Source organism: Leptolyngbya sp. DQ-M1, assembly GCF_039962505.1.
Lineage (GTDB): Bacteria > Cyanobacteriota > Cyanobacteriia > Leptolyngbyales > Leptolyngbyaceae > Leptolyngbya.
On record NZ_JAMPLJ010000003.1, the window covers coordinates 286,096 to 307,878 of the forward strand.

A 21,783-nucleotide genomic window follows, 5' to 3' on the forward strand; every position below is an offset into this window, starting at 1 on the left:
AGTTCATGCGCCATCCGACCTTATGATAAAGACGCTCTCGATCCCGTCCCTTTCTCAACTTCCGGCAGCCGTTCGCAGCTTTATTCGACCAATGCTGTTTGCAGCATTAGGACTACACGCGATCGTCCTGTTTATGCCGTTTCCCAAAGCCAGCGAAAAGCCACCCGAAGATAAGGAAGCTCCGGTTAAAATTACGCAACTGCCCACGACAAAAGCTAACACGACAAAAACTCCGAAAATCGCGGCTGCAAAACCAAGTAGACCTGCGCTTCCGAAAATTAATCGACCCAATACTAATCCAATCGTTCAGAAATCAGCCAGCGAGTTGCCCCAGCCGCAAGCAACAGCCGAAGCACCCCAAACGGAAACCAGAGCCTCAACCAAAGCAGACACCGCAACGGCTGCCGACTTTCCACACTACAATCCCTCGACTCCGAACTGTTTCGGTCTAGGGCTGGGTGAAAACTGCCGGGTTGCGACGGCGAATTTGTCTACGGTTGCAGCATTCTATCTTTCTGCACCGAAGGCGAAAGGATTTACCTTAACTCCAGACGAAGAGAGCGCTGACAAAAAGATCTATACCGTCACGACTCCCGACAAGAAAACGCTATTTCTGCATCTATTCAAGGATGAGCTGACTACTGTTGTGCTTGTGAGTGACAGTAAAGTTGCAGATTTGGCAACGCTAAAAGGATCAGTCAATATTCCTGAAGATTATTACAATCTGATTACCGAGCTTGCACCCCAAGTCGATCGCTCTGACAATCCTGAAACGAATGCTAGACCCGAACACTTTGCAAATCCGCAACTGTTCTTCAAAGTGTTGAATGAAGCGGATTTGCAGAGCGGAGCTATTCCAGAAACGCGATCGGGGATTGATGGCAGTCCGACTCTGATTCTGGGTCAGGCACCGGAGGTATTCTATAACACGATTTCGACCGCAGGACTGGCTGGAACGTTTCAAGTCACGCCAAAAGGTCAGTACGGCGGCGGCAAGCTTTATGAGCTGAAAAAAGACAACATCACGTTCTACATGAATTTGGTTCCGACTAAAGATCAAGGCGGAACGATCGTGGTAACGTGGTTGAAAAATCCGGCCAGTTAATAGAACCAGTTAATAAAATAATAAAAGGGGAAATACAAAACGTGTTTCCCCTTTCTCTACGACCATTACTCGATCGCTAACGAAACGCGATCGCCTCCAACATCCCGCAGCACTCCCAACGTTTTCACAACCTGTTCATACGACAAAGATTTATCGGCTTTCAAAACGATCGTTCCTTTCGGATTCTTTTGAAAGTACGAAACGACTTGTTCAGCCATTTGCGTTTCTGTCACTGTACCTTGATTGATTTCGACTTGACCTGTTCTCGTTACTCCAATCACTAACGGATCAGCAGGTGCTTCTTTGTTCGCGCCTTTTTCCGAACTCGGTAGCGTTGCATCTACCGATTGAAAATTCGTCAACGTCATCGACACGATAATAAAAAACGTCAGAATCGTCATAATCACGTCCATCATCGGCACGAGATTGACTTCTGGCATTTGCGATCCTTTGTGCTGATTCTTGAATCTCATAATCTACCTTAAACTGGGAGTCCAGTCGAATCGGTCTGCTGAGAACGCCCCGCCATTTCTACTCGCGCAAGCTCATTCATCGCAGGTTCGTACCAATATTGACGATAAATCAATTCCAACTCGCTGCCAACCTTAGAAAAATAGTCGATTTGTTTGGCTTGCAGCGTCACCGAGACTCGGAAGATACAGAGCGCGATGATTGCCACGACCATACCGCCCGCCGTAGTCGTTAAGGCTTCTCCGATTCCGGCGGCGGCTTTTGTGGTGGATTCGGCAGAAGCAGCCCCACCGCCTACATTTAAGTTGGCAAAGGTAATCATCAGACCGGTCACGGTTCCCAACAGTCCGAGCAGTGGCGCGATCGCGATCGTACTCTCAAGCAATTTATCGCCTTTTCGCATTTTGGCAAGCTCTTCATCGCCTGCGGTTTCGAGGGCGAGGCGAAAAGTTTCGGGAGTTGGTTGATTCAGCTTGAGCGGAGCCAGCAAAAAGCGTCCGATCGGCGACTCAGACCGTTCTGCGATCGTTCGTGCATCAACTAAGCTATATTTCGCGGCTTCTAGAACATCGTGGGCAAGCTTCGCCTCAGTCCGCAGTAAAGGAATCCAAAACGTCGATCGTTCAAACGCACAAGCAAACGTTGCAACAGACAAGCCGACGAGCGGGATCATGATCGGCCCGCCTTTTGCAAGAACTTCGTAGAGATTAGACATAACGTACTGAACTGGCGTACTGAACTGATCCGGGAAAGTTGTCAAAGAAATGCAGATTGTCGAACAAAGTGAACTTCTCGCGTGAAGGCTCGATCGAATTTGATGAACGCTTGAGATTCACGTAAGAGATCTAATCAACACAAAGCAAACTCCTGTTTAGCTTATCGGAAACATCCGTTCAACCAGGTTAAGGCAGCGTAATGAACAATCGAAATTCTAGTTAAGAACAATAATAAACAACGTTGCGTGAATGCAACGGCGTTAAATCGAAGAATGACAAGGTTAGCGATCGCATATCTCCTGCTGAAGTAGCACTGCTTCACTCGCATCCGTTTCCGCAAGTCAATATCAAGACTGTCTAACAGATCAATCATAACGACGTGGAGTATAGACCCAAACGCCGCCGTCTGCACGATCGATCACTCGCGTCTTGCTTGATCCAATCAAAATCACGGTTCTCATATCGGCATCGTCGATCGCTAAATCTCCCAGTTTTTTTACCTGAGTTTGTTGTCCGGGTCTACCGAGATTTCGAGCAAGAACTATCGGAGTATCAGGCGATCGAGAGTTCAGCAATAAAGCTTTCGCTTTGTCAAGCTGCCAAGTACGCGTTTTAGAAACGGGATTGTAAAAGGCGATCGCAAAGTCTGCTTGAGCGGCGGCAGCGATGCGATCAGCGATCGTTTCCCAAGGTTTGAGAATGTCTGAGAGCGAAATCGCACAGAAATCATGTCCCAACGGTGCGCCCACTTGAGCGGCTGCCGCTTGCATCGCCGAAATTCCGGGGCAAACTTGAAGGTCGATCGCGCTCCAGTCCGGTTTCTGGTCGCGCTCTAGAACCTCAAACACTGCTGCCGCCATCGCATAAATGCCCGGATCGCCGGATGACACCATCACAACCGATCGCCCCTCTGCTGCCAAATCTAGCGCCAGTGCTGCTCGCTCTAGCTCTTCACGGTTATCAAAGACATGAAGGCGCTGTGTTGTGCGGAGCGGTTCGACCAAGTTCAAATAGGTTTGATAACCGATCCAATCAGTTGCCGATCGCAGCACTTCTTTAACTTGAGGAGACATCCACTCGGCTGAGCCGGGACCTGTGCCAACAATGGCAAGCCGTTTGATTGAAGTTCGCTGATAAACCAAACAATCTGCGCGACCTGCGCTGCCCTTCGGCTCAGCGGAGCCGTCCCCTTGTTCTGTAATTTTGATGGTTAATCGGGCATCAGGCGCGATCGGTAGCTGACTCTCCACCAGCCAAGGCGCATCGCCCTCAATCTTAACGGTCGCTCCTGCGAGTAAATCCGCTAGAAAAGTTTTTGCATCATCAGGATTGAGCAAGCGATATTCCTTGGGTGGAGCGAGCAATGCCGTGCGAAATCGAATGTCTCCGCTCGTGGTGATTGCGGGCGCAACTTCAAAAATTGCAGCAATTTGACGCGCTAGATCATTCACGCCCTGCAAGCCACCCAGTAAGGGAACCACTGCGCTACCATCTTCTGCGATCGCAAGCACAGGTGGTTCTTGCCATTTATTGTTTAACAGAGGTGCAACGGTGCGAATCAAGATTCCCGCAGCACAAATTCCCACGATCGCAGTCCCTTGACTGAACAATTCGCGCACGGTTTCCCCGAACTGAGTAAAGGCGCGATCGGCTCCATGAGTCCGATGTTCTAAGCCGTACAAAGTTGCATTCGGGAAAGTATTCACAATCTGACGAGCGATCGGAATACTGGCTTGACTCAAGACAATTACTGCGATCGTAGAAGAAGTTAAGGCTGCCATTGACTCGGAATTACAATCATTGAGAAATAAGGAACTTCAGCCGGATTCATTTGATCAATCGGCACAACGCGCTGATCGGGCATGGTTGCACGTTCAATGTATTTGGCACGATCGTACAGTCCCAACTGCTTCAGCACACTGACAACTTTATTGAAGTGCTTACCCAGTTTGATGATTGCAGCAGCATCAGCGACTGATAACCGCGATGCTAACTCTTCTTCAGGAAGAATGGCCGAGACCACCATAAACACATCATTGCGGTAAGTTAAAGGCGTTCCTAAAATCGCTGGGCTTGCCATCACACAAGACACACCCGGAATCACCTCAGTTTGAAATCGATCGGACAAGCGATTGTACAGATACATAAACGATCCAAAAAAGAATGGATCACCTTCACACAGCACCGCCACATCACGCCCTGCTTCTAAATGTTCTGCCAGCGTTTCTGCGGCTTTATCGTAGTAAGGCTGTGCTGATTCTTCGAGCTTAAACGGAAAATACATCGGCACTTCGATTTGTTCGGGTCGGAGATATTCCGCCACGATCGATCGTGCCAATTTGCGCCCACTATCCGACATCGGATAAGCCACGACGGAGGACGATCGCAGCACCCGAAACGCTTTCATTGTGAGTAGTTCTGGATCTCCAGGGCCAATGCCAATGCCATAAAGCCGACCTGTCATATTTATATCTCCTCTTGTTTTGCTAAAGCATTTACCGCTGCCGCTGCGATCGCGCTTCCACCCCGCCGCCCGTGCAGCGTGATAAAAGGAACACCCCGACTATTTGCCGCGAGTTCCGCTTTTGATTCTGCGGCTCCGACAAATCCCACCGGAAACCCTAAAATCAGCGCGGGCTTTGGCGCACCTTCGTCTAACAACTCCAGCAACCGAAACAACGCTGTCGGAGCATTGCCGATCGCTACGACTGCTCCGCCTAATATGGGTTTCCAAAGTTCCAAAGCGGCAGCCGATCGCGTGTTGTTGATCGATCGTGCAAGTTCTGGAACCATCAAATCATTGAGCGTACAGACTACCTGATTATCTACAGGTAAGCGTTTGCGGGTCACGCCATTTGCCACCATCTGAGCATCACACAGAATCGGAGCACCGATCGCAAGCGCCGATCGCCCCACTTCCACTGCATCCGGAGAAGCCTCGATATCTTCAGCCAAATCAGTCATCCCGCAAGCATGAATTAACCGGACTGCGACATGAGCCAGATCAGCAGGTAAGCGATCGAGTCGAGCTTCTGCGCGAATAATGGCAAAGGATTTGCGGTAGATATCGTCACCGTTACGAATGTAATCAATCATGTAGCGTGTTAATTAACTCTACGATCGTCGAAAGTTCACTTGCGAGAATCGGACGATCGCTGAGGGGTCGATCGCCTGCAAACAAAGCATAAGCTTCAGAGCCTTGCACAGTTGTTCCCAGCAGCGTGAATTCTGCGGGGCTGGGTTGAGCGCATCGTTTTGGGCAGCCAGTAACATGAATGTTAACAGGATGGTTTAATTGGTTGATCAAGGTTAATGCGTGGGCTTGAGTGTGAGTTTCTGAGGCTGCACAGCCTGGTTTTCCAGCACAGGCAACCACTGTAGAATTGCTCAAATCGGTGGAAAGCTCAAGCGCTGCGATCGCGTCGAGCACCGTTGCTGTCTGGTCGATCGCCACGTCGGGAAGCAAAATAGACTGCCAGGGGGTGAGCCGCAATTCTCCAGAACCGTAAGTTTCCGCCAGTTGAATCAAGCCTCGAAGCTGAGCGATCGTCATCCACCCCAGTCTGAGCGCAATTCCAATATAAGCCCGTCCGGGTTGGCGCTGCGGTTGAATGCCTAAATACTGCGTTAGCTCTGTTCGTGTTCGAGCAGGCGAAATCGAAGCATCTGAATCACGCTCAAACTGAAACGGAACGCGCTCAAGATACGATTCAATCCCCCAATCTTTTAATAAATCACGCAGACGCGGCTTTTTCTGACTTTGGGACTGCTGCACATAGGCGAGATACGTTTGCGTCAGCGCTGCGATCGCTGCCACACAATCTGACTTTTTGATTAGCACACCTGTCTCATAGAATCGCCGATTGCTCCCCAGCGTCAACTTAAACCGATCGCACGTCACCGCAGAAAGCTGAATCTCATTGTACCGATGCTGCCAAACTGATTCGGATCTCGCCCCAATCCCGATCGCTCCACCGCCATCAATTCCAATACTAAATTTAGGCGGCAGTCCGATCAATTCAGGCGTGTTCTGAAGATCAGTATCAATTGCCTGAACTAGCGATCGCACATCGATTAACTCTGCTGGATCAATTCCTGCCGTTGGGCTTGCCATGATATTTCTGAGGTGATCCAGGTGTGGATTCTGAGATGCAAGTCCGACCGATTGCAGCGTGCTAAACACTTCGGGACTTGGAATCGATCGCAGCGCTCGAAACTGAAGATTCGCGCGGTTTGTCACTTGAACCCTGGAAGTCTGCCAGCGATCGGCAATTTCGACGATCGCAATTGCTTGATCACGACTTATACAACCGCCCGGAACGCGAATCCGAATCAACGTTCCGTCTTGAGCAGCGGTGCCATAAAACAAGCCTGGACAGGGATTTGATGCAGCCAACCAACTCATGAATATGCCCCTTCTCCGTGGGTCGCAGAGAATTAAACAGACTGCTCAAGACTGGCATTCTGACTCGAACCCTTGTTCATCACAGTTGCGCCACAGTGCCGGAATCTGACCGGACTTTCCCAATCCTAAGCCAATGCAGCATATCACACTCAATTCACTCGCATTCCGATCGTTACCTCTTTCTTAAGAAAACTGAAAATTGACAAATTTAGAAGTTTTTACAGATTGTAGCGATCGCGATCGTTGTTTTTCAATTCATAGTTGCGTTCATTTGTAAACTCTCTACTCAGCGATCCCGATTTCTAACTCTTGCTAGAGGAGTACAGCGATTCTGCTGGGGATACTTATTGTAGGGCGCAATCAAAAAGTGACGCTAAAAACAGGTTTCTTGTTTCGTCACCTTCAAAAAGCCTGATTTGTAATAAGTGAGTTTGCTATGTGTTTCTCTCTGATCCCCATCCCGTTTTTGCACTTCTAGTTCGCCTTTGTACAGCTCTAAACAATTATTTTTCACGGTTTAAAGCGATCCCCGAAATCTAAAATCAATATGAAACTCCATTTTCGCAATTGATTGCTAGAAGCGAGATATAGCAACGATTTTCAAGGTTTTTATAAACACACATTCCTGCGAACCTGCTTAACAATAAGAATCAGAAACACAGTAGTTGTGAACCCCGGTTAATCGTTCTAATCGGTATTGAGTATAGGCAACTTACTCAATATTTCTTAATTGATTTCACTCAGTAACAAACCAAAATACTTCATAAGAAGTAGTCCTGCTGTTTCACATTCGCACTCTAACCTGTCCGAGAACATGAACAATAACGATGCCTTGACCTCAATCTGTCGCCACTGTCGATTCTATTCTCCTGAAGGACGGCGCGGTGGACACTGTAATCAACTCAATGTCGCCGTTCAAAGTACCTGGAAATCTTGTTCTCTGGCAACTCCAATTTTTGAACCAGAATGGGAAGTCGCCCCCTGGCATCCTGAAGTAGCATTTGCCCGATCGCGCAGCACGACCAGCGCTGGCGGAAACTCATTTACCAGCGCCTTTCCTTGTGTCATTGAGTCTGGGGCAATGCTTTCAGAGTCGGAAGTTACGGCTTCTTCGCTCTAGGCGTTAAGCAAAGCGTTAAGCAAAATCGGGCATCGCATCCTTGATATGAGGATGCGATTTTTTCATGCAAAAGCGTCGAAATCAAGCTGACCTCGACATTCAATCGAATTCTGTTGGGGCTTCAGAGTTGCGAATCGCTAAGGATTTTGAGCGGGAGCCGCTTGCTTGGGGGACTCTGCACCATCTAACACAATCAAGCGCTGATTCGGGTCTGCACGATTCGTTTGCTCCTGAACGATCGCGGTTGCCTGCTGCGGATCGAAATAGCGGTTAAAGTCTGCTTTCAAGCGAGTCACTCGCGTCTCAGCGATCTGGACTTCCGCTTGAATTTCTTTGAGTTTTGTCTGCTGGCTGATGCTCTGAGGAATAAGCTGCACCAATGCCGCGATCGCGGCGCTAGAAATGACAGCATTTACACCCAGTTTCGCGATCGCTTCAGCCGCTAAAATACGATGTCTGCTGGCTGACTGCACAGGCTGCGGACGGGCGCGACGTGCAGACTGTCGAGAGCGGCGAGGCTTGGGAGATTCAGGCGGCTGTGGAAGAGGAAGTGCATTCATGGGTTCGTTAACGTGTGATAGCAGATAGCAAAAGAAAGTCACTCAAGCACAAAAAACTTTCATCCAGAAGTATTCACGCTTAGGTTTCACTTTTAACGTGAATCCCTGTAACTTAACTGAGTTCGATGTTCTTGGATAAGAGACTGACCAAAATTTCTCACCGATTCAACGGGAAGAATATCAAACTTTAATTCATCAAAGGATTGACTTTCAAAATTTGATTATCAGTAGAGCTTATTCAAGATTACAAATCTGGCACCCAAAATCAAGAAGTACGAGTGAACTAAGCACAGTTACAACAAAAAAGAACTGAAAACTGAGAGAAAAGCTTTGAATTTTTTCGCAGTCTTGAATGGCGCTTTTTTGTGCTTTTCGATCGCGATATGTTCGCCTACCTGCTTGGAAAGAACCCATTTAGGCAGGAAACTCGCCTAGATAGTTTACTAGCTGAATCGAAAAATGAGCACTGAATTGACAGTTTTCTTTTAACGATTTGCCTGTTCACCATCAAGGCGAGTTTCTTGCTTTGGTCGGAACCTACTGATTCGGAACCTACTTATACAGTTCAGTGGCTAACCGAAATGCGAGGACTCCCGGAATGAGAGCCACGACCAGTGCAACCAGAACTTGAGTATCGGATAAAGACATTGTGTGAAAACTCCTTATCTCAGGGTATCGTTCCTCAATGTGAACGAAAATGCACATTTCGGGAAGTAGTTCGTAACAAGATGCAACAGAGCGTGTCCCGATTAAGCTTCGTGCTGGGCGGGATGTTGCTCTAAAGTTGGGTTGTGTTCGACATTACGCTCGTACCAGCGCATTAGGGGGGTTGAAGTTACGCCATGCAGCAGGACGGAAATGACGATCGTCCAAAAGGTAATCCAGGCGATTTGTTCACCCGTTTCACCCTTCAGTCCATGACCGAACGTGTAGGCGAGATAGTAAATCGAGCCGACTCCGCGAATTCCGAACCAGCCATAAAGCCAGCGCGTTGCGGGATGAGCCTTTAAGCCGATCGTGCTAATCCAAGTTCCTAATGGGCGAATCACAAAGATTAAGCTAAAGGCAATTAGAAACGCATCGCCCGCATATTTCAGCATCGGTTGGAATCGCAGCATCGAGCCGAGCAGGAGAATGGTTCCGATTTCTGATAGTTTTTCTAACCGTTCGATGAAGTGGAGTTGATTTTTTGTGTACTCGGTATTCCGTCGTCTTCGCATGGCGATTCCTGCAATAAAGACTGCTAAAAAGCCATATCCGTTGATTAACTCAGTCACGGCATAGGTGATGAGAATGGCGCTGAGAGCGACGAAATCTTCCATCAAATCATCGGGAGTCCGAAAGCGTTCGAGTTTTTTATCAATCCATTTGATCGCTTTTGCGACCAAAAAACCAGCCGCTAATCCGGCAAAAATTGCCCACACCACATCGATCATGAGCCATTCTCGAAACCAACTGCGCCAATTGCCTTTTTCGATCGAGTGAATACCAAAGTAGACAAACGGAAATGCCAGCGCATCATTTAATCCACCTTCGGAAGTGATACCAAATCTCAATTCATCGCGATCGTGGGGGTCTTCGAGCTGTACTTCTGCGGCGAGAACCGGGTCAGTCGGGGCAAGAATTGCACCTAAAAGAATGGCTAATCCCCAGTCTAATTTGAGAATAAAATGCGCGATCGCAGCAATTGAAAAAATCGTGATCGGCATTAATAAACCGATTAATCGCGTGGTCGATCGCCAAGCCCAAAATTGCATTGGACGATTCATTTTGAGTCCGCAGCTAAAGAGCGAAATCAAGACAACTATTTCCGTCACTCGCTCTAAAAAATTTGCGTCTGGGCGAGCCTGAACCAGATTAAAACCATACGGGCTTAAAATGATACCAACAAGTAGATAAATTAGTGCATAAGAGAGCGGTAAGCGGGCGATCCATCCTGCTCCCAGCGTTACCATTAGTAGCAGTAAGCCGATGACTAATAAATCAAGAATATAAACATCCACAGGTGCTTTCCCACATTGCATTCGTCTTTACTCTAATGGGGCATCTGGTTATGTCCTATTCGTCTGCTGATAGATTCGCCGTCTTTCTCAGGGCTTAGGGATATAGCCCCATTTATCGTTAAGTTTGACTCGCGCTAATCCTTCGTGAAATGCGCCTGCCTCTTCAAACTGAGGCGCGATCGCAATCTTTCCGGTTGGGTTGATGTAGCCCCACTTGTCCCCAATTTTGACGGGGGCAAATCCTTCTTGAAAGCTTGCAGCAAATTCGTATTTTGGCTCGATTACAAATTTGCCGAATTTATCAATGTAGCCCCATTTTTGATTGCTTTGAGCTAAGGCTAAACCGTTAGAGAAATCAGAGGCGAATGAATACTGAGGTGCGATCGCAACTTTTCCCCTGGAATCGACATATCCCCAACGCTCACCAACTCGGACGCGCCCCATTGCATCGGAAAGATTAAACGCGCCATCAAATTGAGGTTGGGCGACAAATTGACCGTTTTGGTTGATGTAGCCCCATTTTTGACCGATTCGAGCCGCCGCTAATCCCCCAGAAAATCGCCAAGCATCATCGAATTTTGGCTCAATTTTGATCTGTCCAGTTGGGTCAATGTAGCCATATTTTGCGCCCAATTTTACGGCTGCGAGTCCTTGAGAGAATCCGGAGGTCAGTTCAAATTTCGGCGGGATCACTACCTCACCTGTAGGCTTAATAAATCCGTAGCGTCGATCGACGCGAATGGCAGCCAGTCCTTCTTGAAATTTTGACACCTGCTCAAATTTTGGCTCGATCGCGAACTCACCCTGCCGATTCAAATAACCAAATAAACCGCCGAGTTTGACGATCGCTAATCCTTCAGAAAACGGTGCGTAGGCTTCAAGCTCGATTTTTGGCGTAACGGTTAATCTCCCAGCGTGATCGATGTAGCGAAATTCTCGTCCGAACTGCACTAACGCTGCACCTTCAGCGAAGTCACTTGCGCTATCAAACTGATTTTCGATCGCAAGTGGAGTGGGTGTGACAGCGATAGCGCGTTGTGCGATTGCAATTCTCGGAGGAGCCGTGCAAGCTTCGATCGTTACCAAGCTGAGAGCCGCAAGCAAAAAGAGGCGAAACATCATCGAAATATCAGTAACACATACGCTTAAGTGTAACGAGGAACAACAGTTTGAACATTAAAACTAGGTGAAAGTCGATCGTCGCTAAACTAAAACTATTGCCGCGATCAAGTATTGCGACGGGGATTGTATTCAAGCCTCGATCTAGTGGCTATGCCGTAAAGTAGTTGCGCTTTATCTGAAGTAGCAAATTTAATATCGCTAACTAGGATGTTCGTGATATTGGAAATGCCTAAAGTTGCTTTGATTGCTGGAACTTATTTACCCGATCGCTGTGGGGTGGCTCACTATACGGCACGACTGCGATCAGAACTGTCGATCAATACTATTGTTTTAACGACAACTGAAGCCGCTAAACTTGCCAACGATCCAAGCGTCTTAGGCGTTGTAGAGGACTGGAATTTACAGAATCTACCTGCACTGGTGCAAGCGGTTCATCAAACGCAGGCGGATCTCTTGCACATTCAACACGCAGCAGGGACTTATGGATTCGATCGAGCCATCTTTCTGTTACCGATCGTACTTCGGGCTACAGGATGGCATAAACCGATCATCACCACTGCCCACGAATATGGCTGGTGGGAATGGCAGCCGAAATGGATTCCATCTGCACTGTTAGAGAGCTTGAAACAGTGGGGTCAACAGCAGCAATGGTGGGATCGTGAAGATGGTTTTTTGCTAACTCAAAGTGCTGCAATTATCACAACGAATGCTGAGGCTGAAAAAGTAATTGTCGATCGTCTCCCCGATGCAAAAGTACATCGAATTCCAATCGGTGCAAATATTGATGTGACTGCGTGTAAGACTGCAAGACAAAAGCTATTAGAGAACTGTGGTTGGTCTGAGGATGTGACTGCGATCGCGTTCTTCGGATTTTTGCATCCGGTGAAAGGTTTGGAAACATTGCTCAAGGCTTTTCAGATCGTAGTGCAGCAGCAATCTCAAGCGCGATTGATTTTAATAGGTGGGGTTGAAAGCCTAGCATTGCGTGGAGCAGAGGCTAAACAGTATTGGAACAAGCTAGAAAGCATGATTTCTGAGCTGCAACTCAATGATAGAGTTCACATGACAGGCTATGTTCCGGGGGAGGTTGCTTCTGTTTATCTGTCGGGTGCTGATATCGGAGTGCTACCGTTTAATCATGGTGTGACCTTGAAAAGCGGCTCATTACTAGCATTAATGGCACATCAATTACCTGTGATTGCAACTCGATCGACGGATTCAACCTTAACTAGCCTAGTTAAACAGATTCCGTCGCGTAATTCTGATGCACTAATTCATGCACTGTTAGAGCTAATTGAAGATTCATCAGAGCGATTTCGCTTAGCTCAACAAGGGTATCAATTCGTGCATCAGTTCAACTGGAAAACGATCGCCGAAGCTCATCTTGCAATCTATCGATCGGTGTTGTCTCATGCTTAAAGTTGTGGTCTACACTGATTCGGAAGGAATTGGTGGTGCAGAAATTAGCTTAGGTCATTTAGTTGCAACTACATCGGCAGACGTAACTGTAGTCGGTGTTTCTGAGACTGTGGTGAATGCAATTGCCCATGATCGTCCTAAATTTATTCTGCCTAAAACACTTTTCTCGCATTGGTTAACCTTCGCTCGATTGCAGCCCGATATCATTCACATCAATTGCTGTACACCTTGGGCTTGTGCGATCGGTCTAACAGCCGCATTGATGATTCCAAATGCCAGAGCGGTTCGAGTGGATCAATTACCGCTCAGAACGACTGATGCGATCGAGCTTTGGCGCACTCGATTTCTATCCTTGCGGCTTGATGCTCATGTTGCCGTAGGAAAGAAGAGCGCTCAACGCATGGAGGACTTTTACGCGCTCGGTCGCAATTCAGTAATCTCGATTCCGAATGGTGTACCGGATTTAGGAGAAGCTCAATTAGTCACAGCAGAAACCATGATCGTCGGAAGCATCGGGCGATTAGATGCAATGAAAGCGCATGAAATTTTATTGAAAGCGATCGCTCAAACTGAGAACATCAATGCGGTAATTTTAGGTGAAGGGTCAGAGCGATCGAACTTAGAACAACTGGCAATTGATCTAGGTATTCAAGAGCGAGTTCAGCTTTTAGGCTGGGTGGACAGTCCGCGATCGTATCTATCAAAATTCGATGTGGTAGCAATGCCATCTCGCTCAGAAGGCTTTCCTTTAGCAATGGTCGAAGCCATGTTAGCGGCTCGTCCGGTGATTGCTACACGAGTTGGAAGTATGCCCGAAGCGGTGATTGATGGTGTAACGGGATGGTTGATCGAAAAGAACGATGTGGATGGATTGGTAAAAGCTTTAATGCGATCGCGAGATGATGGCCCTCTACGTCTGCAAATGGGGCAACAAGCCAGACAGATGGCACTGTCGAATTACACGGTTGAAGCAATGACCAAACAATATGAGCAACTTTGGCAGGAATTGAGAGGGAAGGCACGATCGCCTAGATTTCGGGTTTCTCGCCCGAAGGATTAACGTCAGTTCGATGAGTTTTTTCGCTTCGATTTGAGCCGCTCTGCCCCCTAAATCCCCCATTTTGGGGGACTTAGAGAATCGCGATTCCCCAAATTTAAGCGCCTTCTAAGCTTCAAAGTCCCCCACTCGTGGAGGATTTAGGGGGCTACCCGCAGATCCAAACGCGGCCAAGACTTGTATCGAACTGACGTTAATTTACAAATTAATAGAGAATCGAGAATTAATGCTCAAAATCGAATCTTGAACGGAATTGCAACAGTCACAAAACAAGATAGAACATCACTAGCTAATAGATGAATGAATTGGAGGGACGGGGAAATGTTTCATCTATTATTCAAGTTCTTTGGAGTTCACCACTCATCCGCAGAATTGGAAAACTTCAGACCAGCGAATCCTTTGTTTGATCCAATGCGCTTTGAAGGGCAAGCGATCGTGGACGAAGTACTAATCCCCAATCGGCAGGGGTCGGATCGGTAACACCTTGATCATCGCACCGTTGAACTTTGTGCCAGTTACTTAAGCAGAGAGTGAGAAGATCCAGCATCTCCCCACTCTAGAAGCTGTTTAGTTAGCTAACCTGACGATTTCCGGCTTCTGGTTCTCGGCTCTCTAAGCGCGATCGCGGATTGATGCCGATCGCAGTTCTCGGTCTCGATAGCTTAAATCTCGGCATCAAGTCGGGTTTACCCATACCATAGGTGAGCGCATAGCTTTGCGATAATCCCCACAGCCACAAAGCCGGAAATCTTGGCTCTAACCAGGGTTGAACCTGAAACAGCAATTTCGGAAACCAGCCGCTCAAAATCCAGCTAATCAAAGCATTTACCCCGAAGCTAAGATAGCTTCTTGTCCAGCGTAATAAGTCTTTTGCGCCTGCCATTTGCCAGATCCAGAGCAAGAGAGATGGATTCTTCCAACCCGCAACGATCGCCATCCTGTTGAATCTTGTCCAGGTGACGCGATCTTTGATGAACGCATCTGCGATCGCAGGCGGCTGCGTCGCCAACACATCAAAGAATGTATTCAACATCGAGTTGACTTGCTGCGGTGGCAAGGATTTTCCGGTCGGAACCATCATGCCCCTAGAAAACATCCAGGTGACAGAGATATTGCTTTGATAGGCTCGAATTGCATTCAGATATTGTTTCGTTAACAAATCATGCTTGAGTGCTGTATCGAGCAACTGAGTCAAGCGGGAAAGATTTCGCACCAGTGAGCCGAATCCGGTAAACACTAGCGGCGATTGCAAGGAGGCAGCATCACCGATCGCAATGAGCCGATCGAATGCCACCGTCCGATCGCGGCTACTGGTGCTGAAATGTCCAGGAATATAGCCGAAGGTTGCCTTCTTCCAGACCAGCTTATCCATGTCACAATGCCGATATTCTGGCAAAATCGTGAAAAAGTCCTCATACATTTCCAACAGTGATCCAGGGTTTTCGGGATGCACTTGATGGTAGTGAAATAGATAAAACGTCAGTTCTTTACCTTCGGCTGGGAACAGTTCCCAAATCAATTGCCGTCCGCGTGAAATGTCGCCGTGACTGTTCAACACATCGCCATAGTGACTATCCCACACTGCTGGATCAAAGCCGTCTGAAATTACTGCGCCAACGGTTGGACAGACACTATCAAACGCCCGTCCACCGTTTAATTGCCACGCGATCGGCGAAGCCGTTCCCATGGCATCGACTAACAATCGTCCGGTGATTTGTCTGTCGCTTTGGGTTGGAAGATGCGTTGCATAAATAGTCACTTGATTGCGGCTGATGTCAGCGCGTTGAAATTCAGTTTCATCCCAAATCTCGCCGCCTGCTTCGCGGAGTTTATCGCCGCAGAGTTTGAGGAATTTCTCAGCATCGATCGCAACGTTTAGAACCGTAGGCGTGTGCAGAATTTTTGCCTTCGCTTGCGGTGGATTATTCGCATCGAAGAACTTGTGAAACCCATCGACGTACTCATTGGCAATCACGCGATCGAACTCGGCTGCGGTAAACAATCCCAGATCAATCAAACTCTGGAACTCACCGCGCGAAATATTCCATTCCCGGTTCATCCGTCCAAAGGGCATCCGCTCAAGCAGCAACACGCGATAGCCTAGTCTCGCCATTACTGCTGCATGAACAATTCCCAATGCCCCGCCAACATAGACCAGATCAAACGCAGTCTTTGCAGGCGAGATATTGCCATCATCGGTCACAAACACAACTTGCTTAGGAGTCTGCGGTGCCCGGACTCCCTCACGCCAGCGCTGTTCCCACCAGTAAACTCGATTGAGATCATATTCCCCGTTCGGAATTTTCTTAAAGAGCTCTACGGTTTTGGGATAGTACGGTGCTAATGCCTCAAAAATGGAGTGTTGCGATAGATCAAGGTTTGGCGGTTCGGGGTAAAGGTTTGGAAACTGTGTTCTAATCGCGCTGACAAAGTGATTAATAATTTGTTTTTCGTGGGCGATCGTGCCTGTACGAAAGACTTTAAGATAAGTCGATCGCTGAAGCGACCAGACAAAAATTGAAAGCTCACCGCCCAAAGTTAGCCGAATTCCGGCAGGAGTTTGTGTTTTTTCGCCGCGATCGGGGTGATAATCCGTGTGTAGCCACTGAATCACAGCATTGGTATCAGGGGTAGGAACTTCGAGATAAAGAATTTCTTTCATGAGTGGGTTCTAAACTCCGAAATAAGAACGAAAGCGGATTGAAAAATTGAGGGAAAACAAGCTACTCCTGATACCAACTTCAGAAACTTCACATCTCATTATTCATGATTGAAGCCGCCAGATTGGATCTGCCCAATGAATTATCCTAGTCCGCGCCCCGTCTCCAGATCTATCCCACCATTAGCAGAAGTGATGGAAGATGATACGCTGCTAGAAGTTGAGCAGCGCTATTGGTGGCGTGAAAAGGTGGCGCAGGCATGGGAAGTCACACAGGATGAAGCAGGTTCTAGGAATTGATCTCGGTGGAACGGCGATTAAGCTAGGGCAGTTTGAGAGCGATGGCACCTGTCTGCGATCGTGTTCGATTCCGACTCCGCAGCCTGCAATTCCCGAAGCCGTTCTCGCTGCGATCGTTGAGGCAATTGAGCAACTTGATCCGAATCGAGAGGCTTTGGCGATCGGGGTTGGAATGCCAGGGCCGACCGATGCAGCGGGACGCATTGCGCGAATTGCGATTAATCTACCGGATTGGGTCGATGTGCCGCTAGCGGATTGGTTAGAAGCGAAAACCGGACGACCCACGATCGCCGCGAACGATGCCAATTGTGCCGGATTGGGAGAGGCTTGGTTAGGAGCGGGGCGATCGTTTCGCAATTTCATTTTGCTGACGTTGGGAACGGGAGTGGGCGGAGCGATTATGCTCAATGGTGAACTATTTATCGGGCACAACGGTGCAGCAGGTGAACTAGGGCTGATTAGTCTCGATGCGAATGGTACGCTCTGCAATAGTGGTAATCGTGGATCGCTAGAGCAGCATCTCTCGATCGGAGCAATTCGCCGACGCACCGGAAAAGCACCGGACGAATTAGGGCAATTGGCACGATCGGGCGATCCGGAAGCGCTCTCGTTTTGGCGATCATATGGGCGCGATTTGGGTGTTGGATTGACGAGCTTAGTTTATGTGCTGACACCAGAAGCGATCGTCATCGGGGGCGGTGTGAGCGCGAGTGCGGAGTTTTTCTTACCGAGTGCGATCGCTGAAATTGAACAGCGAGTCATGCCTACTTCGCGGGAAGGATTACGGATTTTGAGAGCAGAATTGGGAAATCGAGCAGGAATGGTTGGAGCCGCGAAACTAGCGCTCGACCGATATTGCACCGAGGAATTAAGTTCGACCCGTTAGGATAGGGTTTGCTCTTCGCTTTTTTAGAGCCGTTTGGGGCTTTCAGCAGCAAGATTGGTGCGTCAACTGAGACAAATTGCGTTAAAAACAGGAATGTTGCTGTTTGAAGTGGGAGCAGTCTTGCTCAAAGTAGGAACGTTTCGCTTCTGAACACAAATGTTGCTGTTTGAAGGGGGAACAGTCTTGCTCAAAGTAGGAATGTTTCGCTTCTGAACACGAATGTTGCTGCTTGAAGTGGGAATAGTCTTGCTTAAAGTAGGAATGTTGCTGTTTTGAGTGGAAATGTTCCGATTAAAGATAGCAGTGACGATCAAAAAGCAGCGATCGCCTCAGCATTGCAGACATAAAAGAAGTCACCGAAGCCTATAACGAATACGCAATTCCGATACAAACACGCACGATCGAAGCCCAAAAACTCGAACGCCAACTTTCAGATCTGATCAATCAAGCTTATGGACTTACGCCCGAAGAAATCGGTTTAATGTGGAAAACTGCGCCGCTGCGAATGCCGACCCTTGCGGTATATGCGGAGCAGCACGCGCTTCCACTTCTAGAATAAAAGAACCCCGATCACAAAACATCTATGAATCCTCTCCTCGATCGCATTACCCAAACGCCTGGACAGTGCGGCGGTCGTCCCTGTATTCGCGGCATGAGAATCCGAGTCAGTGACATTCTAGAAATGCTTGCCGAGAATGTCAGCAGCACAGAAATTTTAGAAGACTTCCCCGATCTAGAACCTGAGGACATCCAAGCTTGTCTGCTCTTTGCCGCCCGACGTACTGATTTCCCTCGACTCACAGCATGAGAATTTGGATTGATGCTCAACTTCCTCCGACTCTTGCAAATTGGCTAAATCAAACCTTTGAAGTCGAAGCAGTTTCCTTGAAAGAACTAGGGCTACGTGATGCGAAAGATATCGAAATTTTTGAAGCCGCACGAAATTCTGAGACCATCATTCTGACAAAAGATAGCGATTTTGTTGATTTAGTTTGTCGTCTCGGTACACCACCACAGATTTTATGGCTAACCTGTGGCAACGTGACTAATCGAAACCTCCGAATTCTACTGAGCGCTGCTCTTCCACCAGCATTAGAACAACTCAGGCAAGGAGAAGCGATTGTCGAAATCAGCAATTCTCAAACCTAATTCAAAAGTAGTTCATGAAACAACGCTTTGCCCGCGATCAACGATCACTAATTCCAGGGGTGAAACAACTTTTACGTCCTCAGTTTATCCAACCGTTTCGATTAGAGGCAGACAAGGGCAAGTCTATCGCCCTCCTCTTCTTGCAAAGTGCAGCCACCACCCAGCACCAAAGAATCTTTTTCAACCCGCTAGGATAGAATCTGACCTTCACTTTTGACGCGATCGCTCATGCTGTACCGACGTTTTGGACGCACTGAACTTCAGATGCCTGTATTTTCATGCGGGGGAATGCGCTATCAATACAAATGGCAAGATGTCCCTCGCGATCAAGTTCCAGCGGACAATCAGGCAAACTTAGAAGCCACCATTCGACGAGCCTTCGCGTTAGGAATTCATCACATCGAAACCGCTCGCGGCTATGGCTCTTCGGAGATGCAGTTGGGTCAAATCTTGCCAAAAATCCCCCGCGAAAAGCTGATTTGCCAAACTAAAGTCGTGCCGATGGCAGATCCGTCATCGTTTCGCCATACATTTGAACGATCGCTCAAATACCTCAAACTGGATTACGTCGATCTCTTGGGGTTGCATGGAATTAACAATGCAGAAACGCTAGAACAGGCGCTGCGCTGCCTAGAAGTCGTGCGAAAGTTACAAGACCAAGGAAAAGTCCGATCGGTGGGATTTTCCACGCACGGATCAACCGACATAATTACCCAGGCGATCGAAACCGATCAGTTCGATTACGTCAATTTGCACTGGTACTACATCAATCAGCAAAACTGGAGCGCGATCGAAGCCGCAACCCGTCACGATATGGGCGTTTTCATCATCAGCCCCTCCAACAAAGGCGGCAACCTCTACAATCCACCCCAGCGCTTAGTGGATCTCTGTGCGCCGCTTTCCCCGATCGTGTTTAACAATCTCTTCTGTCTGAGCCATCCGCAAGTCCACACCCTCAGCATCGGAGCCGCAAAACCGAGCGATTTCGACGAACACCTGAAAACCTTAGACCTGCTCGATCGTGCCGATGAACTCCTCCCCCCGATTCTTGAGCGACTAGAGCAAGCGGCAATCGATCGTCTCGGTGCCGATTGGGTAAAACGCTGGCAAACTGGATTACCCACAGTTGACGAAACTCCCGGACGGCTGAATCTGCACACGATTTTATGGTTACGAAATTTAGCGATCGCTTACGATTTGGTCGATTACGCCAAAATGCGCTATAACTTGCTCGGTCAAGGCAGCCACTGGTTTCCGGGAGCGCGGGTGAATGAAATCGACATCGCAGCCCTGCGACCCTGCTTAGCTGCCAGTCCCTTTGCCGATCGCATCCCAGAATTACTGCACGAAACCCACCAACTGCTAGGCGGTGAAGCCGTCAAGCGATTATCCGAGCAATAACCATTGAAAAATTTCTTCTAAATTAAACGGCTCAAACTTTTTCCGGCGAGGTAAAGTAAGTAGATTCGTTTTATTGCCCTCAGTACAGACACTGAATTTTTCTTGTGATAGCCATCTACCCCGGCAGCTTTGACCCGATTACCTACGGACATCTCGACATTATCAAGCGAGGTGCGCTATTGTTCGATCGCGTCATTGTTGCCGTGTTGCGAAATCCTAACAAAACCCCGCTCTTTAGCGTTCAAGAGCGCCTCGATCAAATTAAGATCGCGGCTCACCACCTTTCCAACGTTGAAGCCGATAGTTTTGAAGGGTTAACTGTGACTTACGCTCAAATGCGGGGAGCGAGCGCCCTGATTCGAGGATTACGCGCTGTCTCAGATTTTGAGATGGAGTTGCAAATGGCACACACGAATAAGACGCTATCGACTCAGATCGAGACCGTATTTCTTGCGACCTCGAACGAGCACAGCTTCCTCAGCAGCAGTGTGGTCAAAGAAATCGCCCGCTTTGGCGGATCGATCGATCACCTGGTTCCTACCCACGTCGCCGAAGATATTTACCGATGTTACGCCAAGACCCACCCAGCATCACCCCAGACGGAGCCAACCCCAGCGATCGTCGCCACGACGTTCAGCGAGTAGGCAGTCTCGATATTCAACGAGAACTGAATCGGCTAGAGGAAATGCTTCTCGATAGCCCCCGGATTCCCCTGTCTCGTCGGACGCTAATCGACGAGGAACAATTTCTCGATCAGTTAGATCTGGTGCGGTTGAGCTTACCAGAGGCGTTTCACGAAGCGGTGGAGATCGCGCAGCACCGTGATGAGATTTTGGATCAGGCGGAGCAGTACGCTCAAGAGATTGTCGAAGAGGCAGAACGCCGCGCCGCTCTGATGTTGAATGAAACTGGAATTATTCAGCGAGCCGAGCAAGAAGCGCAGCAAATTCGCAGTGCGGTACAGCATGAGTGTGAAGCGGTGCAGCAGCAAACTCTGGCGCAAATCGAACAGATGCGAAGACAAGCGCAGCAGGATTTAGAGGAAATGCGACGCTTGGCGATCGAAGAAAGCGAAGATGTCCAAAATGGTGCAGACGAGTACGCCGATAAGGTCTTACGCGATATGGAAACGCAGATGAGCGAAATGCTGCGAATTGTGCGAAACGGTCGCGCTCAGTTGCACATCAACCAACCGCAGCCGCCATCGATTCCGAAGCCGAAGGGGAATGTGGGCGATCGTAAGGTGCAGTAAGCGATCGAGCCTGTTAGTCCGCTTCGGCGTGCGTTCCCATGTCGATGAAAACGATCTCTGCTTCTTTGGCTTCCTCGTTTCTTCAGGGCACGACGAAAGCCCTTACCAAAAAGCAGCGCTCTCATACCAAATTGACTGGGTATCATTCCTCGTCTCCA

Annotated in this window: 23 protein-coding genes and 1 riboswitch; of the genes, 12 read left to right on the forward strand and 11 right to left on the reverse strand. The window is 48.4% G+C overall.

What is annotated here, in order from left to right:
• Positions 1–22 precede the first annotated feature (22 nt).
• Positions 23–1,105 (forward strand): hypothetical protein, encoded by a 1,083-nt coding sequence (locus NC981_RS11160; RefSeq protein WP_348242892.1) that lies wholly within the window; start codon positions 23–25, stop codon positions 1,103–1,105.
• A 65-nt stretch (positions 1,106–1,170) separates the two neighbouring features.
• Here NC981_RS11160 and NC981_RS11165 read toward each other — a convergent pair whose 3' ends face one another.
• From NC981_RS11165 to cobG, 6 genes are all read right to left on the reverse strand, one after another.
• Entirely contained in the window at positions 1,171–1,578 is a 408-nt protein-coding gene (locus NC981_RS11165) for a biopolymer transporter ExbD (protein ID WP_190376622.1), read from the reverse strand.
• 8 nt (positions 1,579–1,586) lie between these two features.
• Positions 1,587–2,291 (reverse strand): MotA/TolQ/ExbB proton channel family protein, encoded by a 705-nt coding sequence (locus NC981_RS11170; protein WP_348242893.1) that lies wholly within the window; start codon positions 2,289–2,291, stop codon positions 1,587–1,589.
• Between the two features lie 366 nt (positions 2,292–2,657).
• A complete protein-coding gene (cobJ, locus tag NC981_RS11175; protein WP_348242894.1) occupies positions 2,658–4,073 on the reverse strand; it encodes a precorrin-3B C(17)-methyltransferase in 1,416 nt (471 codons plus the stop codon).
• The gene (locus tag NC981_RS11180) at positions 4,061–4,756 is read right to left on the reverse strand and encodes a precorrin-2 C(20)-methyltransferase (RefSeq protein ID WP_190376625.1); all 696 of its coding nucleotides are present in this window, start codon (positions 4,754–4,756) and stop codon (positions 4,061–4,063) included. The genes cobJ and NC981_RS11180 overlap by 13 nt, the downstream gene beginning before the upstream one ends.
• A gap of 2 nt (positions 4,757–4,758) precedes the next feature.
• Positions 4,759–5,388, reverse strand: coding sequence for a precorrin-8X methylmutase (locus tag NC981_RS11185; RefSeq protein WP_348242895.1), 630 nt, complete (start codon positions 5,386–5,388; stop codon positions 4,759–4,761).
• Positions 5,381–6,697, reverse strand: coding sequence for a precorrin-3B synthase (gene cobG / locus NC981_RS11190; protein WP_348242896.1), 1,317 nt, complete (start codon positions 6,695–6,697; stop codon positions 5,381–5,383). The genes NC981_RS11185 and cobG overlap by 8 nt, the downstream gene beginning before the upstream one ends.
• A 31-nt stretch (positions 6,698–6,728) precedes the next feature.
• Positions 6,729–6,860, reverse strand: a riboswitch (cobalamin riboswitch).
• A gap of 651 nt (positions 6,861–7,511) precedes the next feature.
• Here cobG and NC981_RS11195 point away from each other — a divergent pair.
• Positions 7,512–7,817, forward strand: a complete 306-nt coding sequence (locus NC981_RS11195; RefSeq protein WP_348242897.1) for a hypothetical protein — start codon at positions 7,512–7,514, stop codon at positions 7,815–7,817.
• Between the two features lie 137 nt (positions 7,818–7,954).
• On the opposite strand, the gene NC981_RS11200 is transcribed toward NC981_RS11195, so the two are convergent.
• From NC981_RS11200 to NC981_RS11215, 4 genes are all read right to left on the reverse strand, one after another.
• Complete coding sequence (locus NC981_RS11200; protein WP_348242898.1) at positions 7,955–8,377, reverse strand: hypothetical protein; 423 nt, start codon at positions 8,375–8,377, stop codon at positions 7,955–7,957.
• Positions 8,378–8,929: 552 nt separating this feature from the next.
• The gene (gene psaM, locus NC981_RS11205; protein ID WP_058996364.1) at positions 8,930–9,025 is read right to left on the reverse strand and encodes a photosystem I reaction center subunit XII; all 96 of its coding nucleotides are present in this window, start codon (positions 9,023–9,025) and stop codon (positions 8,930–8,932) included.
• A gap of 101 nt (positions 9,026–9,126) precedes the next feature.
• A complete protein-coding gene (locus tag NC981_RS11210) occupies positions 9,127–10,401 on the reverse strand; it encodes a sodium:proton antiporter (protein WP_348242899.1) in 1,275 nt (424 codons plus the stop codon).
• A gap of 66 nt (positions 10,402–10,467) precedes the next feature.
• Positions 10,468–11,502 (reverse strand): WG repeat-containing protein, encoded by a 1,035-nt coding sequence (locus tag NC981_RS11215; protein ID WP_348242900.1) that lies wholly within the window; start codon positions 11,500–11,502, stop codon positions 10,468–10,470.
• A 225-nt stretch (positions 11,503–11,727) separates the two neighbouring features.
• Here NC981_RS11215 and NC981_RS11220 point away from each other — a divergent pair, with 225 nt between their 5' ends.
• A complete protein-coding gene (locus NC981_RS11220; protein ID WP_348242901.1) occupies positions 11,728–12,921 on the forward strand; it encodes a glycosyltransferase in 1,194 nt (397 codons plus the stop codon).
• Complete coding sequence (locus NC981_RS11225) at positions 12,914–13,981, forward strand: glycosyltransferase (RefSeq protein WP_348242902.1); 1,068 nt, start codon at positions 12,914–12,916, stop codon at positions 13,979–13,981. Before NC981_RS11220 ends, NC981_RS11225 begins: the two co-directional genes overlap by 8 nt.
• A 568-nt stretch (positions 13,982–14,549) precedes the next feature.
• Here the strand turns inward: NC981_RS11225 and NC981_RS11230 are convergent.
• Positions 14,550–16,640 (reverse strand): flavin-dependent dehydrogenase, encoded by a 2,091-nt coding sequence (locus NC981_RS11230; RefSeq protein ID WP_348242903.1) that lies wholly within the window; start codon positions 16,638–16,640, stop codon positions 14,550–14,552.
• 135 nt (positions 16,641–16,775) lie between these two features.
• Here NC981_RS11230 and NC981_RS11235 point away from each other — a divergent pair, with 135 nt between their 5' ends.
• The 8 genes from NC981_RS11235 (at position 16,776) to NC981_RS11270 (ending at position 21,625) form a co-directional block, all read left to right on the forward strand.
• Complete coding sequence (locus NC981_RS11235; RefSeq protein WP_348242904.1) at positions 16,776–16,937, forward strand: hypothetical protein; 162 nt, start codon at positions 16,776–16,778, stop codon at positions 16,935–16,937.
• Positions 16,915–17,823, forward strand: a complete 909-nt coding sequence (locus NC981_RS11240; RefSeq protein ID WP_348242905.1) for an ROK family protein — start codon at positions 16,915–16,917, stop codon at positions 17,821–17,823. The genes NC981_RS11235 and NC981_RS11240 overlap by 23 nt, the downstream gene beginning before the upstream one ends.
• Before the next feature lie 583 nt (positions 17,824–18,406).
• On the forward strand, positions 18,407–18,631 hold the full coding sequence (locus NC981_RS11245) for a DUF433 domain-containing protein (RefSeq protein ID WP_348242906.1): 225 nt from the start codon (positions 18,407–18,409) through the stop codon (positions 18,629–18,631).
• Positions 18,628–18,972, forward strand: coding sequence for a DUF5615 family PIN-like protein (locus tag NC981_RS11250; protein WP_348242907.1), 345 nt, complete (start codon positions 18,628–18,630; stop codon positions 18,970–18,972). The genes NC981_RS11245 and NC981_RS11250 overlap by 4 nt, the downstream gene beginning before the upstream one ends.
• Positions 18,973–18,986: 14 nt before the next feature.
• The gene (locus tag NC981_RS11255; protein WP_348242908.1) at positions 18,987–19,169 is read left to right on the forward strand and encodes a hypothetical protein; all 183 of its coding nucleotides are present in this window, start codon (positions 18,987–18,989) and stop codon (positions 19,167–19,169) included.
• A 31-nt stretch (positions 19,170–19,200) separates the two neighbouring features.
• Positions 19,201–20,373 (forward strand): aldo/keto reductase, encoded by a 1,173-nt coding sequence (locus NC981_RS11260; RefSeq protein ID WP_348242909.1) that lies wholly within the window; start codon positions 19,201–19,203, stop codon positions 20,371–20,373.
• A 104-nt stretch (positions 20,374–20,477) separates the two neighbouring features.
• Complete coding sequence (coaD, locus tag NC981_RS11265; protein WP_348242910.1) at positions 20,478–21,017, forward strand: pantetheine-phosphate adenylyltransferase; 540 nt, start codon at positions 20,478–20,480, stop codon at positions 21,015–21,017.
• Positions 20,939–21,625, forward strand: a complete 687-nt coding sequence (locus tag NC981_RS11270; RefSeq protein WP_348242911.1) for an ATP synthase F0 subunit B — start codon at positions 20,939–20,941, stop codon at positions 21,623–21,625. Before coaD ends, NC981_RS11270 begins: the two co-directional genes overlap by 79 nt.
• Positions 21,626–21,783 lie beyond the last annotated feature (158 nt).

Excerpts from the sequence above, each read along its gene's own strand:
- NC981_RS11240 (WP_348242905.1), top strand. The coding sequence starts at position 16,915 with ATGAAGCAGGTTCTAGGAATTGATCTCGGTGGAACGGCGATTAAGCTA.
- NC981_RS11235 (WP_348242904.1), top strand. The coding sequence starts at position 16,776 with ATGAATTATCCTAGTCCGCGCCCCGTCTCCAGATCTATCCCACCATTA.
- cobG (WP_348242896.1), bottom strand. The coding sequence starts at position 6,697 with ATGAGTTGGTTGGCTGCATCAAATCCCTGTCCAGGCTTGTTTTATGGC.
- NC981_RS11200 (WP_348242898.1), bottom strand. The coding sequence starts at position 8,377 with ATGAATGCACTTCCTCTTCCACAGCCGCCTGAATCTCCCAAGCCTCGC.
- NC981_RS11220 (WP_348242901.1), top strand. The coding sequence starts at position 11,728 with ATGCCTAAAGTTGCTTTGATTGCTGGAACTTATTTACCCGATCGCTGT.
- NC981_RS11180 (WP_190376625.1), bottom strand. The coding sequence starts at position 4,756 with ATGACAGGTCGGCTTTATGGCATTGGCATTGGCCCTGGAGATCCAGAA.
- psaM (WP_058996364.1), bottom strand. The coding sequence starts at position 9,025 with ATGTCTTTATCCGATACTCAAGTTCTGGTTGCACTGGTCGTGGCTCTC.
- NC981_RS11170 (WP_348242893.1), bottom strand. The coding sequence starts at position 2,291 with ATGTCTAATCTCTACGAAGTTCTTGCAAAAGGCGGGCCGATCATGATC.
- NC981_RS11250 (WP_348242907.1), top strand. The coding sequence starts at position 18,628 with ATGAGAATTTGGATTGATGCTCAACTTCCTCCGACTCTTGCAAATTGG.
- NC981_RS11245 (WP_348242906.1), top strand. The coding sequence starts at position 18,407 with ATGAATCCTCTCCTCGATCGCATTACCCAAACGCCTGGACAGTGCGGC.
- NC981_RS11225 (WP_348242902.1), top strand. The coding sequence starts at position 12,914 with ATGCTTAAAGTTGTGGTCTACACTGATTCGGAAGGAATTGGTGGTGCA.
- NC981_RS11255 (WP_348242908.1), top strand. The coding sequence starts at position 18,987 with ATGAAACAACGCTTTGCCCGCGATCAACGATCACTAATTCCAGGGGTG.
- cobJ (WP_348242894.1), bottom strand. The coding sequence starts at position 4,073 with ATGGCAGCCTTAACTTCTTCTACGATCGCAGTAATTGTCTTGAGTCAA.
- NC981_RS11230 (WP_348242903.1), bottom strand. The coding sequence starts at position 16,640 with ATGAAAGAAATTCTTTATCTCGAAGTTCCTACCCCTGATACCAATGCT.
- NC981_RS11185 (WP_348242895.1), bottom strand. The coding sequence starts at position 5,388 with ATGATTGATTACATTCGTAACGGTGACGATATCTACCGCAAATCCTTT.
- NC981_RS11260 (WP_348242909.1), top strand. The coding sequence starts at position 19,201 with ATGCTGTACCGACGTTTTGGACGCACTGAACTTCAGATGCCTGTATTT.
- NC981_RS11270 (WP_348242911.1), top strand. The coding sequence starts at position 20,939 with ATGTTACGCCAAGACCCACCCAGCATCACCCCAGACGGAGCCAACCCC.
- NC981_RS11210 (WP_348242899.1), bottom strand. The coding sequence starts at position 10,401 with ATGCAATGTGGGAAAGCACCTGTGGATGTTTATATTCTTGATTTATTA.
- NC981_RS11215 (WP_348242900.1), bottom strand. The coding sequence starts at position 11,502 with ATGATGTTTCGCCTCTTTTTGCTTGCGGCTCTCAGCTTGGTAACGATC.
- NC981_RS11195 (WP_348242897.1), top strand. The coding sequence starts at position 7,512 with ATGAACAATAACGATGCCTTGACCTCAATCTGTCGCCACTGTCGATTC.
- NC981_RS11160 (WP_348242892.1), top strand. The coding sequence starts at position 23 with ATGATAAAGACGCTCTCGATCCCGTCCCTTTCTCAACTTCCGGCAGCC.
- NC981_RS11165 (WP_190376622.1), bottom strand. The coding sequence starts at position 1,578 with ATGAGATTCAAGAATCAGCACAAAGGATCGCAAATGCCAGAAGTCAAT.